Annotated in this window: 7 protein-coding genes; 5 read left to right on the top strand and 2 right to left on the bottom strand. The window is 70.4% G+C overall.

Translation table 11 applies throughout. From position 1 onward, the window contains the following. Window positions 1-2,666, top strand: a 2,666-nt coding sequence (locus Q5H93_RS23975; protein WP_305009277.1) for an Ig-like domain-containing protein, incomplete at its 5' end; no start/stop codon positions are given. 221 nt (window positions 2,667-2,887) lie between these two features. Here Q5H93_RS23975 and Q5H93_RS23970 read toward each other — a convergent pair. Further along, window positions 2,888-4,711: a carboxypeptidase-like regulatory domain-containing protein gene (locus Q5H93_RS23970; RefSeq protein ID WP_305009276.1), complete on the bottom strand. Its 1,824-nt coding sequence runs from the start codon at window positions 4,709-4,711 to the stop codon at window positions 2,888-2,890. A 181-nt stretch (window positions 4,712-4,892) separates the two neighbouring features. On the opposite strand from Q5H93_RS23970, the gene Q5H93_RS23965 reads away from it, so the two are divergent. The 4 genes from Q5H93_RS23965 (at window position 4,893) to Q5H93_RS23950 (ending at window position 15,290) form a co-directional block, all read left to right on the top strand. Next, on the top strand, window positions 4,893-5,171 hold the full coding sequence (locus tag Q5H93_RS23965; protein WP_305009275.1) for a hypothetical protein: 279 nt from the start codon (window positions 4,893-4,895) through the stop codon (window positions 5,169-5,171). A gap of 207 nt (window positions 5,172-5,378) precedes the next feature. Next, entirely contained in the window at window positions 5,379-8,258 is a 2,880-nt protein-coding gene (locus Q5H93_RS23960) for an FG-GAP-like repeat-containing protein (RefSeq protein ID WP_305009274.1), read from the top strand. Window positions 8,259-8,594: 336 nt separating this feature from the next. Then, window positions 8,595-12,794, top strand: coding sequence for a beta strand repeat-containing protein (locus Q5H93_RS23955; protein ID WP_305009273.1), 4,200 nt, complete (start codon window positions 8,595-8,597; stop codon window positions 12,792-12,794). A 195-nt stretch (window positions 12,795-12,989) separates the two neighbouring features. After that, window positions 12,990-15,290: a phage tail-like protein gene (locus tag Q5H93_RS23950; protein ID WP_305009272.1), complete on the top strand. Its 2,301-nt coding sequence runs from the start codon at window positions 12,990-12,992 to the stop codon at window positions 15,288-15,290. Here the strand turns inward: Q5H93_RS23950 and Q5H93_RS23945 are convergent. Beyond that, window positions 15,287-17,841: PAS domain-containing sensor histidine kinase (locus Q5H93_RS23945; protein ID WP_305009271.1), on the bottom strand; the 2,555-nt coding region annotated here is incomplete at its 5' end. The genes Q5H93_RS23950 and Q5H93_RS23945 overlap by 4 nt on opposite strands.

The raw sequence follows: 17,841 nt of genomic DNA, 5'->3' as shown, positions 1-17,841 counted from the left end.
TGGTGGACGGGGCCAGCAACGGCAACACCGCCAGCAACACCCTCAGCCGCAGCTTCGACACCCAGGCGCCCACCGTGGCCCTGACGAGCACCGCCCCCAACCCCACCGCCACCAGCCCGATTCCGGTGACGGTGACCTTCGCGGAGAGCGTGACGGGCTTCACCCTGGCCGACGTGACCGTGAGCAACGGCGCGGCCGGCAGCCTGACCGGCAGCGGCAGCACCTACACTTTCTCGGTGACGCCCACCGGGGCGGGCGCCGTGAGCGTGCAGGTGGCCGCCGGCGCCGCCCAGGATGCGGCCGGCAACGCCAGCCTCGCCAGCAACACCCTGACGCGCACCTACCAGCCGGCCGCCGCCATTACTGGCGTGGCCCCCAGCCCGGCCCTGAGCAACGCCGCCACCATCACCTTTGCCGTGACCACCACGGTGCCCGTGACGGGCTGGACCACTACCAACTTCAGCCTCGCGCCCAGCGGCATCAGCGGGGCCGGCATCACGGGCGTGGCGGTGAGCGGCAACACCGCCACCGTGACCGTGAGCACCGGCAGCGGCGACGGCACCCTGCGCCTCGACGTGCCCAACGCCATCGGCCTCGCGCCCACGCTCAGCAACGTGCCCTACGTGGGCGGCACGGCCGTCATCGACCGCACCGCGCCCACCGTGAGCGGCGTGAGCAACGGCACGGCCTACAACACCGACCGCACCATCACCTTCGGCGACGCCAACACCGTGGCGGCCACCCTCAACGGCGCGGCCTTCGCCTCGGGCGGGGTGGTGAGCGTGGAGGACAGTTACACGCTGGTGGTGACCGACGGGGCCGGCAACGCAACCACCGTGGAGTTTGAGCTCGACAAGACGGCGCCCAACACCGTCATCACGGCCGGGCCGGGCCCGCTCACCAACGATGCCACGCCCGGCTTCAGCTTCGACAGCCCCGACGGCGGGGTGCTCTACAGCACCACCGGCGGCCCCAACCTGACGTACCCCAACAACGGCCCCAACTCGGTGCTCGGCCCGCTGGCCGACGGCACTTACACCCTGACCGTGGCCGCCGTGGACGCCGCCGGTAACGTGGACCCCACGCCCGTGAGCTACACCTTCACGGTGGATACCCAGGCGCCCAACACCAGCATCACCGACCAGCCGGCCGACCCCACCCCGGCCACCACGGCGCACTTCGAGTTTGCCGCCACCGAGGCCGGCAGCTCCTTCGAGGCCTCGCTGGATGGCGCCCCCTACGCCCCCGTTAACCCCGCCAACACCAACTACAGCGGCCTGGCCCCCGGCAGCCACACCCTGACGGTGCGCGCCACCGACCCCGCCGGCAACGAGGATGCCTCGCCCGCCAGCTACACCTGGACCATCGTGCCCCCCGCGCCCACCCTCACCGCTCTGAGCCCCGGGGCCGAGCTGCCGGGCCAGCCCGTCACGCTCACCGGCACCAACTTCACGCCCGGCAGCACCGTGAGCTTCGGCGGGATGGCGGCCAGCGTGACCTATAACTCGCCCACCAGCCTCACGGCCGTGGTGCCGGCCACCGCGGCGGTGGGCAGCAGCGCCGTGGTGGTAACCACCGCCACCGGCGCCAACGCCAGCGCCCCGGCCTTCGAGGTGCTGGCCGTGCTGGCGGGCCCGGCGGCCTGCGTGGCCACCGCGCCCTACCTCAGCACCGGCGACGGCCAGTGGCACTACCTGCGCCTGCCCACCGGCGAGGTAGTAGCCGCCCTGCTCGACGACAACAGCCAGCTCGGCACCGTGACCGCCGACGTGACCGTGGCCGACCCCGCCCAGCCGGTACGCACCGACGGCCGCGGCCGCGCCTACCTTGACCGCAACTTCCACCTCACGGCCACCAACCCCACCTTCGTGGGCAGCAGCGTGCAGCTGCGCTTCTATGGCCAGGCCAGCGAGCTGGCCCGCCTGACCGCCGCCGACCCCGCCGCCACGCCGGCCGCCCTGAAGGCCACCCAGTACAGCGGGGCCAATGAGGACTGCGAGCTGGCCAACGACGACTTCACCACCGGCGAGTTCCGGGTACTGGCGGCCCCAGCCACCGTGCCCGGCAACGGCACCGACTGGTTTGTGAGCACCCTCACGGTGGCCGACCACTTCTCGGAGTTCTTCCTGAGCGGCAGCAGCGCCCCGCTGCCGGTGGAGCTGACCAGCTTCACGGCTACGGCCGAGGGCAGCACGGCCCGTCTGGCCTGGGTCACGGCTTCGGAAAAGAACGCCGCCCGCTTCGAGGTAGAGCGCAGCGCCGACGGGAAGCAGTTCGGCAAGATTGGTAACGTGACCGCGCAGGGCAGCACGGCCCGGCGCAGTGCTTACGCCTTCGTGGATGCGACGCCCCCGGCTGGCACCAGCTACTACCGCCTGCGCCAGGTGGACCGCGACGGCAGTGCCAGCTACTCGCCCGTGCGCGCCCTGACTATCGGCGGCCAGGCTAGCCTCACCCTCTACCCCAACCCCGCCCGCACCGCCGTAGCCGTGGCCGGGCTCCGCGCCGGCGCTTCGGTGGAAGTGTTCGACGCCCTGGGCCGCGCCGTGGCCCGCGCCACCGCCGATGCCGCCGGCACGGCCCGGCTGGCGCTGCCCAGCGGGCTGGCCGCCGGGGTGTACGTGGTGCGCAGCGGCACCCAGGCCCGGCGCCTGACCGTGGAGTAGCTGTTGCTTATTTAGTTGCATACTCAGGAAAAGGAACCGGCTGCTGGCCGGTTCCTTTTTTGTTTCAGCAGGCCAGAACCACGCCCAGCGTGCTCGACGCCCGGGGCTGCGCCAATGCCGATGCAGGCGGCCCTGCCCGCTGGCAGAATAAAAGGCGGGCAGCCGCTATCGGCCCGGTAGCATGTTGCGGAGCAGCCGGGCTTTTTCCGTCCGCCAGCGGACTACCTGCTAACGAGAAATTTGGCTTGCTCCCACTTGGTGCCCGTGAAGAATTTCAAAAAGTAAATTCCGGTGGGAAAGCTGCCCATCTGAATGGCCGCCTTATGCTGCGCGGGAACCGCCCGGAGCACTATTTTCCCCGTCACATCCGTGACAAACAGCTCCTTTACTTCGCCTTCCAGCTCCACGTGCAGGATGTCCGGGGTAGGGTTGGGATAACACTTCCAGGAATAGCCATTCCCGCGCCGTGCGGGAGTGCTTTTCACCGCCACCGTATCGGCGGTCAGCGCACCGGCTTTGCGGGCTTTAACAGCCCGGCAGTCGGCCGTGTAGGCATAGCGGGAAATCAGTCTCACCAGCAGTGTATTGAGCCGCTCGACATCAAACTTATCGGTGGTCGGTTTGATGTGGGCATCGCCCACGCCGCTGTCATCCGTCAGGAAAACATAGGTGCCGTTGGTGGCCAGGGCCATCGAGCGCATCAGGTATTCGGTGCTTTTGTCGATGCCGCTGGCCGCAATGGGAATGATACGGATGCCTTTGGCCGCTGCTTTTTGGATGGACTGCTGCAGCGAGGCCATCACCGCGGGGTTTTCGTGGGGCGGCGCATCCAGAATCAGGAACAACAGCCGCGCCTTGGCCTGGCTGGTCCAGGACAGCTCGTTCACGGCCACGGCCAGAGCCTCATCGACGGCTTCGGGGAAGTCGCCCCCGCCATCGGCGCGCTGCTGGCCGATGAAGTCAATCGTTTGCTGAATGCGGGCGCTGATATCGGTTTTGCGGGTCACGTACGCATCGCCGGCATCGCGGTAAAACACGCTGCCCAGGTTGATGGTGGAGGAAGCCAGCGAATCCTTGGCCTGGGCAATGACGTCCTGGAGCTCGGCCTGCAGGTACTGAATTTCATCTCCCATCGAGCCGGTGGCATCCACCACAAACGCAATATCGACCACCGACGGCGCCTGGCACGGCCGCTTGACCCGGATGATGTTGATGCCGTCAGGAAAAGGCGTGGGGTGGCTCACGGCATAGCTTTTCCCATCCACGACGGCTTGCAGCGAGACAGCTTTTTTGCCTTTCGCGGCGGCAAACAGGTTGTTCCAGAGCTCCCCTTTGCCGGTGTTGTCGCTCTGGGCCTGCCAGAGCAGCGAGTCGCGGCCGTCTTTCAGAAAAATGGCGCCCCCCACCACGGGAAACCCGTCTTCGGTCACCAGTTGCACCGCGTAGCGCTCCAGGGGGCTGATTTGCCAGTGCTGGCGCCATTCGCTCAGGTCCTTCTGGGCGATATCCGGCCAGAGCGTCCATTTGCTGAAATCGTTGATTTCCCCGGCGGTCAGAATCCCCGCGCCGGCCCGCGGGCCGGGATGGGCGGCCTTGGCCTTTTTGTCGGTGCGGAGGTCGTCGGACGCGATGCTGACACCCGCCAGCCTGCCTTTCACCGGCCTGGCCGGCACGCTGGAGGCAAAGTAGCCCAGGCTCCGTTTAGAAGCGGGGGCCGCATATCCTACGACGACGACCTCGTTCAGGGATTTTACATCTTCAGCCAGCAGCACCACCAGAGAATCGATGCTTTGGGTGATGGCAACCTCCTGGCTTACGTAGCCAATGTACGACACCACCAGCCGCGGGGCGGGGCCGGTGGTCAGGAGCGTGAAGCGGCCCTGCACGTCGGTCGGGGTGCCGTTGGCAGTGCCCTTTTCCACCACCGTGACGCCGGGCAGCGCCGCCCGACCGGCCTTGGCCCGCACCACACCCCGCACGGTAAACGACTGGGCGCTAACGAGCAATGGAAAGAAAAGCAGCAGAATGAGTAGGCAGGTTTTCATACAATAGGGCTGGCTGGGTGAATCACAGGATGAGCGGTGGAGGCCACTCGCTTAGCGAGTAGATGCCGCAAAGGCCCATTTTACATACTGGCGGCTGAAAAATTATTCGGTTGGCGGGCCGCCTGCTCAACGGCCGGCTACCCTGTTTCGCGTCGAGGCCGGTGGGCGGCATGCCGGTTTTTTGCTTTGGCTGGCGGCTGGGGTTGTTTGCTCCACCACGCCTTCTCTCAAGCGGCTTGGGCAGTATGTTGGCTGGCGGGTAGCCCTGCTGAGCACCGCCGGCCAGGTGGTGCTGGCTTACAGCTACACCGGCCCCGACCTGAGCACGCTGCGCGCTGAGCCCGCCCAGCCCGTGCGCCATAACGGCCGCGAGCTGGACAATGACGACTTCACCGGTGGCGAGTTCCGGAGCCTGGCGCCCCGGCCAGCACGCCTGCGGGCGCCGCCGGCTGGTTGGTGAGCACCGTGCCCGGGTTGCTCCTGCCGGAATGGCCGGTTTTTTTGCCGGGCGGGAACTTTTTGGCCCGGCTTGTGCTATGGCGAGCCCGCAAGCACCGACCGGCTGGTTTCCCGGCCCGGGGTTGCCTACCTTTCTCCTTTCTGCCGCAGCGGGCTTTCGACCAGGACCGACCGCCGGGGCAGTCTCACCTCCCTTCCTTTCACTTTTGTGACTACAACTCTCTCCCCTTCTCTGAATGGGGCGCGACCCGTGCGCGCCCTGCTGGCGGGCCTCGGCCTGGGGCTGGCTTTGCTGCCCGGCCTGGCTTGGGCCCAGCCTACCATCACCGCTTTTGCGCCGGCCGCCAACGCCCTGAACGTGCCCCGCACCAGTGCGGTGCGCGCCACCTTCAGCCAGTCGCTGACGGTGGCCTCGGCGGGCGCGCTGCGGGTGTATTCCAGCCAGCACGGCGGACTGCGCAGCCAGGCGCCCACTCCGGCCATCATCAGCGGCAACACGCTTACTTACACGCCCCCGGCGGGGCGGCCCTTCCTGCCCGGCGAGACGGTATTCAGCACCGTGACGCGAGCGGCGGCCAGCACCGCCGGGCCCCTGGCCCGGCCCCGCGTCACGCAATTTACCACCGCCACCAGCCCGGCCAGCCCGGGCGCGTTTGCGGGCGGCTCGGACCCGGCCGTGGGCAGCCGCCCCAGCCACCCGGTGCTGGCCGACGTGGACGGCGACGGCGACCTCGACCTGCTGACAGCCAACGCCGCCAGCCGCTCGGTGAGCGTGCGCCTGAACGGCGGCGACGCCACGGGCTCGAACACCGGCGTGTTCAGCGCCGGCTCGGAGTCGTTTCTGAACAACGCCCCGCAGAGCCTGGCCGTGGGCGACGTGGACGGCGACGGCGACCTCGACTTCGTGGTGGCCGAGGCTTTTTCCAACGGCACGGTGAGCATCCGCCTGAACGGCGGCGACAACACCGGCTCGAACACCGGCGTGTTCGGCGGCGGCACCACCGTGTCGGTGGGGCTGAGCACTATCTACGCCACCCTGGGCGACGTGGACGGCGACGGCGACCTCGACCTGCTGTATACCAGCGGGCCGGGCACGGGCCTGGGCCGGGTGGTGGCGCTGCTGAACGGCGGCAACGCCTCGGGCTCGAACACGGGCGTGTTCTCGACCTCGGCGGCCACGGCCGTGAACGTGGGCAACAGCCCCAACAACATTGCCGTGGGCGACGTGGACGGCGACGGCGACCTCGACGTGCTGACGGCCAACTTCGGCATCTCCAGCGTGCCCACCTCGACGGTGAGCGTGCGCCTGAACGGCAGCGACAACACCGGCTCGAACACCGGCATCTTCGGCGGCACCCAGAACGTGACGGTGGGCAACCGGCCCAGCTTCGTGGCCCTGGGCGATGTGGACGGCGACGGCGACCTGGACTTCGTGGCGTCCAATGCCCTTGACAACACGGTGAGCGTGCGCCTGAACGGGGGCGATGCCACCGGCTCGAACACCGGCGTGTTCAGCGCCGGCTCGGACCTGGCCGTGGGGGCCGACCCGCGCGGCGTGACCCTGGGCGACGTGGACGGCGACGGCGACCTCGACCTGCTGTCGGCCAACATGAACGGTGGCGTGAACCTGCGCCTGAACGGGGGCGACGCCACGGGCTCGAACACCGGCGTGTTCAGCGGCAACGCCAGCGTGGCCGTGGGCGTGAACCCCAACTACGCCACCCTGGGCGACGTGGACGGCGACGGCGACCTCGACCTGGTAACGGCCAACTACAACGTGGCCGGCACTACCAGCGTGCGCCTCAACGGCGGGGTGGCCGTGGCGCCGGCCATCACGGGCCTGGCGCCCACGAGCGGGCCGGTGGGCACCTCGGTCACCGTCACGGGCGTACGCCTGGGCACCGCCACCGGCCTCACCATGAACGGGGTGGCCATTCCGCTGGCCAACATCACGGCCAACACCGGCACCAGCCTTACGTTTACGGTGCCCGCCACGGCCACCTCCGGGCCCGTCACCGTCACCAACGCCGGGGGCACCAGCCTCGCCAGCTCCCAGGCGTTTGCCGTGACGCCCAGCCTGAGCGGCCTGGCCACCAGCGCAGGCACCCTGAGCCCGGCGTTTGCGGGCGGCACCCTGGCCTACACGCTCACGGTGCCGGGCTTCACCACCAGCCTCAGCCTGACGCCCACCAACGCCCAGACGCCCGGCGGCACCATCACCGTGAACGGCGCGGCCGTGCCCAGCGGCGGCGCCTCGGCCCCGGTGGCGCTGGCGCCCGGCAACAACACCATCACCGTGGTGGTGACGGAGCCCGGCGGAACGGCCAGCACCACCTACACCCTCACCGTGACGCGCACGCCCTGCGCCGTGACGGCCCGCGCCCAGGACCTCAGCCTGCCGCTGGGCGCCGACGGCACGGCCACCCTGGCCCCGGCGGCCTTCAGCAGCGGCAGCAGCAGCACCTGCGGTGCCGTGACGCTGAGCCTGAGCCAGTCGACCTTCACCTGCGCCAACCTCGGCCCGAACGTGGTGACGCTGACCGTGACCGACGGCTTCGGCGGCGCGGCCACGGCCACGGCCCTGGTGACGGTGCTGGCCCCGCCCCCCGCCACGCTCACCGCCCTGACGCCCAGCACGGCCACGGCCGGCGCCACCGTCACGGCCATCGGCACCAACCTGGCCGGCGCCACCACCCTGATGGTGAACGGCGCCCCGGCTACCATCACCGGCCTCACGGCCACGGGCTTCAGCTTCGTGGTGCCGGCCGGCGCCAGCGCTACCGGCAGCCTGGTGCTCACGCTGCCCTGCGGCCAGACCCTGAGCCAGCCCTTTGGCCTGCTGCCCGCCCGCGCCGCCCGCGCCAACGCCCCGCTGACGCTTTCGCCCAACCCTGCCCGCGCCAGCGTGGCCGTGGCGGGGCTGCCCGCCGCCGCCCCCGTGGCGGTGTATGACGCTCTGGGCCGCCCCGTGGCCCGCGCTACCGCCGATGCCGCCGGCACAGCCCGGCTGGCGCTGCCGGCCGGGCTGGCCGCCGGCGTGTACATCGTGCGCAGCGGCGCCCAGGCGCGGCGCCTGACGGTGGAGTAAGCTAACGACGACAAAACCAGCCAGCCCGGCGGCTCCTGCGGGGATGGCCGGGCTTTGGGCGGCCCCGCCCGGCCGGCAAATATGACATGTTTGTGTCATGGCGCGGCCCCAAGGGGCGGGGGTACCTTTGCAGACAAAGTAATGTGTTGCATACTCCTGGAAAAAAGCCGGCCCCTGGCCGGTTTTTTTTTGGCTGGGCCGGGGGGCGGCGGGGGCCGGGCGAGGGCGGACGCGGGAATGACTATTGCGGGGGGCCAGTACCTTTGTGATTCATGCCTGGTCCGGATTGTTTTACTGCCGGTCTGGCCCGGGACGTCCCCCCCCCTCTGTTTGTTCATGAAACAACAATTACTCCTGCTGGCCGGCGCCCTGACGCTGGCCGAAGTGGCCGGCACGGCGCTGGCCCAGACGCCCGGCGTGGGCATTGGCACCACCGCCCCCGACGTGTCGGCGGCCCTCGACATTGTGAGTGCCGACAAGGGCGTACTGCTGCCCCGCGTGGCCAGCGCGGCGGCCCTGGCCACGCCCGCCACCGGCCTGCTGGTGTTCCAGACCGGCAGCCCGGCGGGCTTCTACTACAACGCTGGCACGCCCACGGCCCCCGACTGGCAGCTCATTGCCACAGCCAGCGGCGCGGCCATCACCGCCGACAACGGCCTGACCAAGACCGGCCAGAACATCCAGCTCGGCGGGCCGCTGCTGCAGAACACCACCGTGGGGCTGGGCAACTACCACCTGACCTTGGGCAGCACCGGCGGCGGCGTGGGCATTGGCACGGCGGGCGGCGGCAGCTTCCGGCTGCACGTGGGCGGGCAGCTCCGCAGCACAGTGGACCACGGCGCCTTCTCGGTGTATAACAACGGTCCCGGCGCCGGTACCGTGCTGCTGGGCGCCTTCGATGCCACGGGTGGCTACGGGCCGCAGCTGCGCTTCTTCGGGGCGGGCAGCGGCTTCATGGACATCGGCGAGAATGCCGCCGGCGACTTCGTGGTGGAGGGCAGCGACGCCGCCCGCCTGACGGTGCAGAACGGCGGCCGGGTGGGCGTGGGCACCAGCACGCCCGGCGCCATGCTCGACGTGCAGGGCGGGGCCAACAGCGACGGCGGCGACGACCCCGTTGCCCTGGCCTTCAGCTGGCGGCAGGGCGGCTACCGCCACTTTGTGCGCTCGCGCCACAACGGCAACCTGGGCTTCTGGGGCAACGACCTCGACTTCTACCTCAACAACAGCAACACAGCCGCCGGCAGCGCCAGCCCCGGCACCGGCAACGTGCACGTGCTGACGATGGAAAACAACAACGGCCAGGCCCGGGTGGGCATCGGCACCACCAGCCCGTTGGGCCGCCTGCACCTGGTGAACGACGCCGGCGGCAGCGCCGCGGCCGACGACTACCTGATTGACGAGTACGGGGCCGGCGACCAGGGCCTGTACCTGCGCAAGGCTGGCGGCACGGTGGCGGCCCCCACCAACCTGAGCGCCGGCGACATCATCGGCCAGCTGGTGTTTGTACCCCGCGTGGGCGGCAGCCTGGGCTACAGCGGCAGCCGCATCATGGGCTTCTACCAGGGCGACGGCAGCACCTTCAGCACCGACCTGCAGTTTGCCACCTCGGGCACCGAGCACCTGCGCCTGCTACCCACCGGGGCACTGTGGCAGCTCAACACCAACAACAACATCCTGCTGACCACCGGCACCACCACCGCCCCCACCGGCGCCAACAACGTGGTGCTGGGCAACACCGTGGGCGGCGCCCTCACCACGGGCTCGCAGAACGTGCTGCTGGGCTCCTCGGCCGGCAACAGCCTCACCACCGGCTTCAACAACGTCCTGATTGGCACGGGCCCCGGCAGTGCCCTCACCACGGGCGCCGACAATATTATGCTGGGCGCCTCGGCCGGCAGCGGCATCAGCGGCAGCGGCAACATCGCCATTGGCGGGGCCACCGGCGCGGCCACGGGCGCGGCCGAGCGCAGCGTGTTTGTGGGCTACGCCAGCGGCAACCAGACCACCGGCAACCGCAACACCCTGCTGGGCTACGCCGCCGGCCAGAACACCAGCACCGGCCAGAACACCGTGGCCCTGGGCCACGCCGCCGGCTTCGACAACACCAGCGGCAGCAGCAACACCTTTCTGGGGGCCGACACCAACGCCGGCGCCGGCAACCTCACCAACGCCACGGCCGTGGGCTACGGCACGGTGGTGAGCCAGAGCAACAGCGTCATCCTGGGTAACGGGGCCAGCGTGGGCATCGGCACCGGCGCCCCGCTCACGCGCCTGAGCATCTCGCCCAGCACCACCGAGGCCAAGATTACGCTCTACGACGGCGGCGGGGCCACCAACCACTACGGCTTCGGCGTGAGCAGCAACCAGCTCAACTACCACGTCGACGGCAACGTGAGCAGCCACGTGTTCTCGGCGGGGGGCAAGAACGGCGACGGCACCGAGCTCCTGCGCGTGCGCGGCGACGGCCGGGTGGGCATCGGCACCAGCACCCCCGCCGGCCAGCTGGCCAACACCAGCATCAATACCATTGCCAGCGACGCCCAGGGTGGCAACCCGGGCTCGCTGAACTGGGCGGCCACCCAGCAGGGCTACGTGGGCCAGATTTACAACGGCGGCACCGACCCCAACAGCGACGGCCTGGCCGTGAAGGTGAACGGCACCAACCCCAGTGCCGTGGTGCTCGACCTGAGCAAGGGCGCCCAAACTGCCACCGGCACCCGCCTGCTGACGGTGCAGGCCAGCGGCGCCGTCACCGTGAACGCGCTGGCTGGCACCGGCACCCGCATGGTGACGGCCGACGGCAACGGTATTCTGGCGGCCGCCGCCCTGCCCACCAGCGAAAGCACCACCGCCAGCAACGGCCTCAATCTGAACGGCATCGACGTGCGCCTGGGCGGCACCCTCACTCAGAACACTACCCTCACCCAGGCCGGCAACAGCCTCACGCTGCTGGGCACGGGCAACGTGCCCCAGCAAATCAGCCAGCTGGCCGGCAGCGGCACGGGCGGCCTGGGCAATGCCCCCTCGGGCGCCGGGCAAAGCTTCACGCTGCCGGCCAACGCCACCATCACCCGCGTTGATGTGTACAACAACGGCGCGGCTACCAGCGGCAGCTTCCGGCTGTATGCCGGTGCGCCTACCAGCAGCACTGCCCTGGCCACCCAAACGGTGAGCTACGCCGCCGCGCCGGACGTCACCAGCATTGCGCTGAGCCTGCCGCTGACCACGGCCGGCACCTACTCCTTCGGCACGGGCATCAACGGCTTGGTGGCCAACGCCGGCGACGTGTATGCCGGGGGCAGCGCCTACGCCGGGGGCAGCGCGGCCCCGGGCGTCGACCTCAAGTTCGTGGTGTACTACACGGCCCCCGGCCTCTCCCCCACCCTCTACGCCGGCAGCACCGGCAGCGTGGGCATCGGCACCGACGCCCCCACGGCCACGCTCGATGTGGCGGGCTCGGCGCGGGTGCGCAGCCTGGGCGCGGGCGTGGTGACGGCCGCCGCCGATGGCACCCTGAGCAGCGCCAGCGCCGCCAGCCTCGACGCCACCACGGCCGGCAACGGCCTGTCGCTGAACGGCACCGATGTGCTGCTGGGCGGGCCCCTCACGCAGCCTACCACCACCATCAGCAACATCACCGCTTCCAACACGCTGGACCTGAACGGCACGGCCGCCCCCACCATCACCAACACCACGGTGGCCAGCAGCGCCAGCACCCGCGTGCTGGGTCTGCGCGGGCTCTACAACGGCAGCATCGTGGGCAGCGGCACGCACCTGTCGTTCCTGACGACCTCGGGCAACGAGGTGGGCCGCATTGCTTCGACGCAGGACGCGGGCGGCTTCCAGGTGGGTCTGTCATTCAGCACCACCAGCGGCTCGGTGGCCAGCCTGGCCGAGCGGGTGCGCATCAGCCCGGGCGGGCGGATGGGCATCGGCACCAGCGCGCCGGCTGCCATGCTCGACATTCAGGGCGGGGCCGACAGCGGCGGCGCCAGCGACCCCGTAGCCCTGGCCATCGGCTACCGCACGGGCGGCTTCCGCCACTTCGTGCGCGCCCGCCACAACGGCAACGTGACCGCCGGCGGCAACGACCTCGACTTCTACCTCAACAACGGCACGGCGGCGGGCACCAGCACTGCCCCCGGCACCGGCAACGTGCAGGTGCTGACGATGGAAAGCTACGCCGGCACCGCCCGCGTGGGCATCGGCACCAACGCCCCCAACAGCACCCTGCAGGTGAACGGCTCGATGGCGGCCAGCATCCGCATCCTGGCCAGCGGCACCATTGCCGACACCGACTACACCGTGCTCGTGACCGGCAACGTGAGCCTGCCCGCCGCCGTCCCCGCCAACAGCGGCCGCCTCTACCACCTGCTGAACGGCAATGCCAACAACAACACCGTGAGCGGCACCTTCCGCGATGCGGGCACGACGGCGGCCTTCACTAACTTCACCCTGAACGCCTCGACGGGCGGCAAGGGCATCACGGTGCAGAGCGACGGCGCGCAGTGGTGGATTTTGACCCGCGAGTAGGCAACTTCCTTTCCGGTGCTTTCCCTTACCGCCCCCGGCCGCCCTGGCCGGGGGCGGTTTGCGTAGGGGGTGGCGGCCGGGGCATGGTACATCTTTATGCCATTTCGCCGCGTGGGGGCCGCCGGTAGTTTTGTGGCGGGCTTAGGCGGGCCCGGCGGCCACTGCGGGCCGCCGCCCGCCGGGCCCGCCAACGCTATGAAACAACGCTACTTCCTGCTGGCCGGCGCCCTGGCGCTGGCCGCTGCTGCCGCCCCCGCCGCCGCCCAGGCCCAGACGCCCGGCGTGGGCATCGGCACCACGGCCCCGGATGCCTCGGCGGCCCTCGACATTGTGAGCTCCGACAAGGGCGCCCTGCTGCCCCGCCTCACGGAGGACGCCCGCCTGGCCATGGGCACGGGCGCGGTGCCGGCCCCGGCCGTGGGCCTGCTGGTGTACCAGACCGACGGCGCCAGCCCGGGCTTCTACTACGCCGCCAGCCCCACCGCCTGGACCCGCCTGACCGACGGCGCCAGCGCCGACGGCCGCTACATCCAGAACCAGACCGCCGCCGACCAGCCCGCCAGCTTTCGCCTCAGCGGCGACGCGGCGGTGGGCGGGCGCGTGGGCATCGGCACCACGGCGCCGGGCACCCGGCTCAGCATCTCGCCCACCCTCACCGAGCCCAAGATTACCCTCTACGACGGGGGAGGCAGTGAATTCTACGGCTTCGGGGTGAGCAGCCGGCAGCTCAACTACCACATCGACCAACGCATCAGCAGCCACGTCTTCTCCGTGGAGGGCCGCAACGGCGACGGCATCGAGCTGCTGCGCATTCAGGGCAACGGCCGCGTGGGCATCGGCACCCCCACGCCCGGCGCCGTGCTCGACGTGCAGGGCGGGGCCGACAGCAACGGCACCACCAACCCCGGCGGCCTGGCCCTGAGCTGGCGCGGGGGCGGCTACCGCCACTTCCTGCGCTCGCGGCACAACAGCGTGCTGACCGCGGGCGGCAACGCGCTCGACTTCTTCCTCAACAACGGCAGCGACGCCGAGGACAGCCGCTTGCCCAGCGGCATTGCCGGCGCTGGCACCGGCAACGTGCACGTGCTGACGCTGGAAAACAACAACGGCCAGCCCGTGGCGGGCATCGGCACGATGAGGCCGCTCACGCGCCTGAGCATTACGCCCTCCTTCTTTGAGCCCAAGATTACCCTCTACGATGGGGGCAGCGCTACCAACTACTATGGTCTCGGCGTGAGCAGCGAGCAGCTGAATTACCACGTCAGCAACAGCACCAGCAGTCACGTCTTCTCGGTGGGGGGCAAGAACGGCGACGGCACCGAGCTGCTGCGCATTCAGGGCAATGGCCGGGTGGGCGTGGGCACCGCCGCGCCCGCCGGCCAGCTGGCCAACACCAGCGACAACACCGTGAGCAGCGACGGCTACGGCGGCAACGCGGGCTCGCTGAACTGGGCCACCAGCCAGTACGGCTACGCGGCCCAGCTGTACAACGGCGACACGGGCGGCGCCAGCAACGGCTTGCTGGTGAAGATAAACGGCACGAACCCCGACGCCACCCTGCTCGACCTGAGCAAGGGCCCCCAGACCAGCCCGGGCACGCGGCTGCTGTTGGTGAGAGCCAGCGGCGCCGTGACCGTGGGCAGCCTGGCCGGCACCGGCACCCGCCTGGTGACGGCCGACGCCAACGGCACGCTGACCACGGCCGCCCTGCCCACCAGCGAGAGCACCACCGCCAGCAACGGCCTGACCCGCACCGGCACCGACGTGCGCCTGGGCGGCCCCCTCGCGCAGGACACCAACCTGGGCACCAACGGCTATAGCCTGACCCTGACCGGCGGCGGCCGCCTGGGCCTGAACACCAGCGCCCCTACCTCCCTGCTGGCCAACACCGACACGAACATCATCGGCAGCGACGGACAGGGGGTGAGCTTTCGCAGCCTGGGCTGGAGCAGCCCCGACGGCGGCTACGCGGCGGCCGTGTATAACACCGCGCTGGGGGCCTCCTGCAACGGCCTGGCCGTGAAGGTGGCCGGCACCGACCGGTTTGCCAGCGTGCTCGACGTGAGCAGCGGCGCCGCCCAGAACGCGGTCGGCACTTCGCTGCTGAACGTGCGCGCCAACGGCTACGTGGGCATCGGCACGAACGCGCCCGGCACCAGCCTCGACGTGGACGGCGCCCTGGCCCTGCGCCCGGCCAACGCGGCGATTGCCATCACCGCCGACGACCAGGCCGTGCCGGTGGGCAACCGCTCGTACCTGCGCTTGGCCTCGAACAGCACCACCGGCACCAGCCGCACCATTGTGCTGGGGGCCGGCGCCCAGCCGGGCCAGCTGCTGTATCTGGAAGGCGCCAACACCCTCAACAACGCCCAGTGCGAGCTGCTTGACACCGGCAACGCGAACCTGCCCGCTAACCGCACCATCACCTACGCCGACGTGCTGACGCTGCTCTGGAACGGCACGCAGTGGCTGGAGGTGAGCTACACCAACAACTAGGTGCCCGTCGGCAGCGTGACGGTGAAGGTGCTGCCCACGCCCTCGGTGCTCTCGACGGCGATGCTGCCGCCGGCATTCTCCACCAGCTTCTTCACCATGTAGAGGCCCACGCCCGAGCCGGGCACGTGGGCGTGCAGGCGCCGGTACATCTGGAACAGGCTGGCCTGCTGCACGGGCGTCAGGCCGAGGCCGTTGTCGGTGACGGCGAGGCGGAACTGGCCCGGCGTGCGGGCGCAGCGCACCTCCACGCGCAGGTGGCGGGCGGGGTCGCGGTACTTGGCGGCGTTGGAGAGCAGGTTGTAGAGCACCGAGCGCAGGGTGCGGGCGGGGGCGCGCACGGCGGGGCAGGCGGCCAGGTCGAGGTCGAAGCTGGCCTCGGCGCCGGCCAGCTCGGGCTGGATGTCGAGGCGCACGGCGTCGATGAGGGCGGCCAGGTCGACGGGCGTGGCGGCTTCGTCGAGCAGGTCGCTCTGCAGGCGGCCCACGTCGGTGAGGTCGAGCAGGGTGCGGCGGAAGCGCTGCACGGCATCGTCCATGAGGGCCAGCACGGCGGGCACCTCGGCGTCGAGCGTGGGGGGCAGTAGCTGGCGTAGCACCGTGAGCAGGCCCTCGATGTTGGATATGGGGGCCTTGAGGTCGTGGCTGGCCGTGTACACGAAGGTGTCGAGCTCGGCGTTGGAGCGGGTGAGGCGCTGGTTGGTGGCCCGCAGGTCGTCGTTGAGGGCCTGCACCTGGGTGCGGGCGCGCACCTGGGCCGTCACTTCCGTCACCACGCAAATGATGCCCGTGGGCTGGCCCTGGGCATCGGGCAGCAGCTGGTACACGAAGTTGAAGTAGGCCTGCTCGGTGCCCTGGGCGCGCACCACGGTCAGGGGCATTTCGGGGGCCACGAAGGGCTGGCCAGTGCGGCGCACCGCAGCCAGGGCCGCCAGCAGGCCGCTCGGCCCGGCATCGGGCACGAACTCGACCAGGCGGTGGCCCAGCAGCGCGGCGGCGGGCTGGCCCATGAGCTCGGCCAGGGCCGAGTTGACGAACTCCAGGGTGTAGTCGTCGCCGCGATACACGACGATGGCCACCGGCGCCTGCTCGAACACCCGCTGCAGCTCGGCGCGGGCGGCCTCGCCGGCCTGCCGGGCCAGCACCTGGTCGGTCACATCGTAGGCAAAGGCGGCCACGCCCACGATGCGGCCCTGCTCGTGGTAGGCCTGGTAGACCAGCGTGACGAAGCGGGGGCTGCCGGGCTGCAGCAGGGCCAGGGGCAGCTCGGACACAATCTGCCCCTCGCCCGACGCAAACACCTGGTCGAGCAGCAGCTGCAGGCCGGCCGGGCGCAGCAGGGGGTACACCTCCTCCAGCCGGTGGCCGCGCAGGGGGCCGGCCCACTCCTCGGGCGGAAACAGCTCCTCGAAGGCGGGGTTGTGGTAGTCGATGCGGTGGTCGGGCTCGCGCAGCAGCACCACAGCCACAGGAGCCTGCCGGAACAGGTCGAGCAAATCCTGCCGCTCCTGGGCCTGGCGCTGGGCGCCCTGCAGCAGGGCGGCTTGCAGGGTTTCGGCCTGCTTGCGGCTGCGCACGCGCTCGGTCACGTCGAGGATGAAAGCCAGGATGCCGTGGGGGCGCTGCTGGCTGTCGAAGAGCGGCTGGTAGATGAGGTCGACGTAGAGCTGGGTGGGCGCGGGGGCGCCTTCCTGGTGCAGCAGCACGGCGGTTTCGGGGCCCACGAAGGGCTGGCCGGTGGCATACACCTGGTCGAGCACGGCCACGAAGCCCTGCTCCTGCACTTCGGGCAGCACCTGCTGCACAGTGCGGCCCAGCACGGCCCGGTGGCCCACCAGTTGTTGGTAGAGGTCGTTGAAAAAGGTGAAGCGGTGCTCGGGGCCGGTAAGGGTGGCAATGGCGGCCGGCACTTGCCGCAGTATCTGGCTGAGCAGGCGCTGCTGCACGCCCAGCTGCTCGCGCTGCTGCTCGGCCTCGAAGAGGGCGGCGCGGGTTTCGGCCGAGCGGGCCGTCACGCGCAGCTCCAGCTCCTCGTTGAGCTGCTCCACCTGCTGGCGGGCGCGCACCTGCTCGGTCACCTCCACCGCCGACACGGTGAGGCCCGACACGCGCCCGGCCGCGTCGGCGGTGGGCTGGTAGATAACGTTGAAGTAGCCGGCGTGGGCCTGCCCCTGCCGCCGGATGGTGAGCGACAGCTCGTGCAGGGTGTAGGGCTGGCCGCTGCGGTACACCTCGGCAAAGATTTCCTCGAAGCCCCGGCCAGCCAGGGAAGGTAGGGCTTCGAAGTGGGGCCGGCCCTGCACCTGGGCCAGCGTGCTGTCCCAGAACAGCAGCATGCGGGCGTTGGCCGCCTCGATGCGGTAGTCGGGCCCCTGCACCACGGCCAGGGCCACGGGCACCTGCTCCAGTGCCGCCGGCAGGGCGGGCGCCAGAGCGGCGGGGGCGGCCGGGGCTTCCAGCAGCAGCAGCCAGCCCGCGCCTTGGGGCTGGGCCAGGGCCGCCAGCGGCACCGCGCCGGGGGCGGCGGACGCGGGCAGCCGCAGGCGCCGGGGGG

This window comes from Hymenobacter aranciens, assembly GCF_030580865.1.
GTDB classification, from domain to species: Bacteria; Bacteroidota; Bacteroidia; order Cytophagales; family Hymenobacteraceae; genus Hymenobacter; species Hymenobacter aranciens.
The sequence above is the reverse complement of the archived record's forward strand: the minus strand, read 5'-3'. Positions and strand labels throughout refer to the sequence as shown.

What these genes read in the sequence shown, in the direction of transcription:
- Q5H93_RS23970 (WP_305009276.1), bottom strand. Translation starts at nt 4,711, where the DNA reads ATGAAAACCTGCCTACTCATTCTGCTGCTTTTCTTTCCATTGCTCGTT.
- Q5H93_RS23955 (WP_305009273.1), top strand. Translation starts at nt 8,595, where the DNA reads ATGAAACAACAATTACTCCTGCTGGCCGGCGCCCTGACGCTGGCCGAA.
- Q5H93_RS23950 (WP_305009272.1), top strand. Translation starts at nt 12,990, where the DNA reads ATGAAACAACGCTACTTCCTGCTGGCCGGCGCCCTGGCGCTGGCCGCT.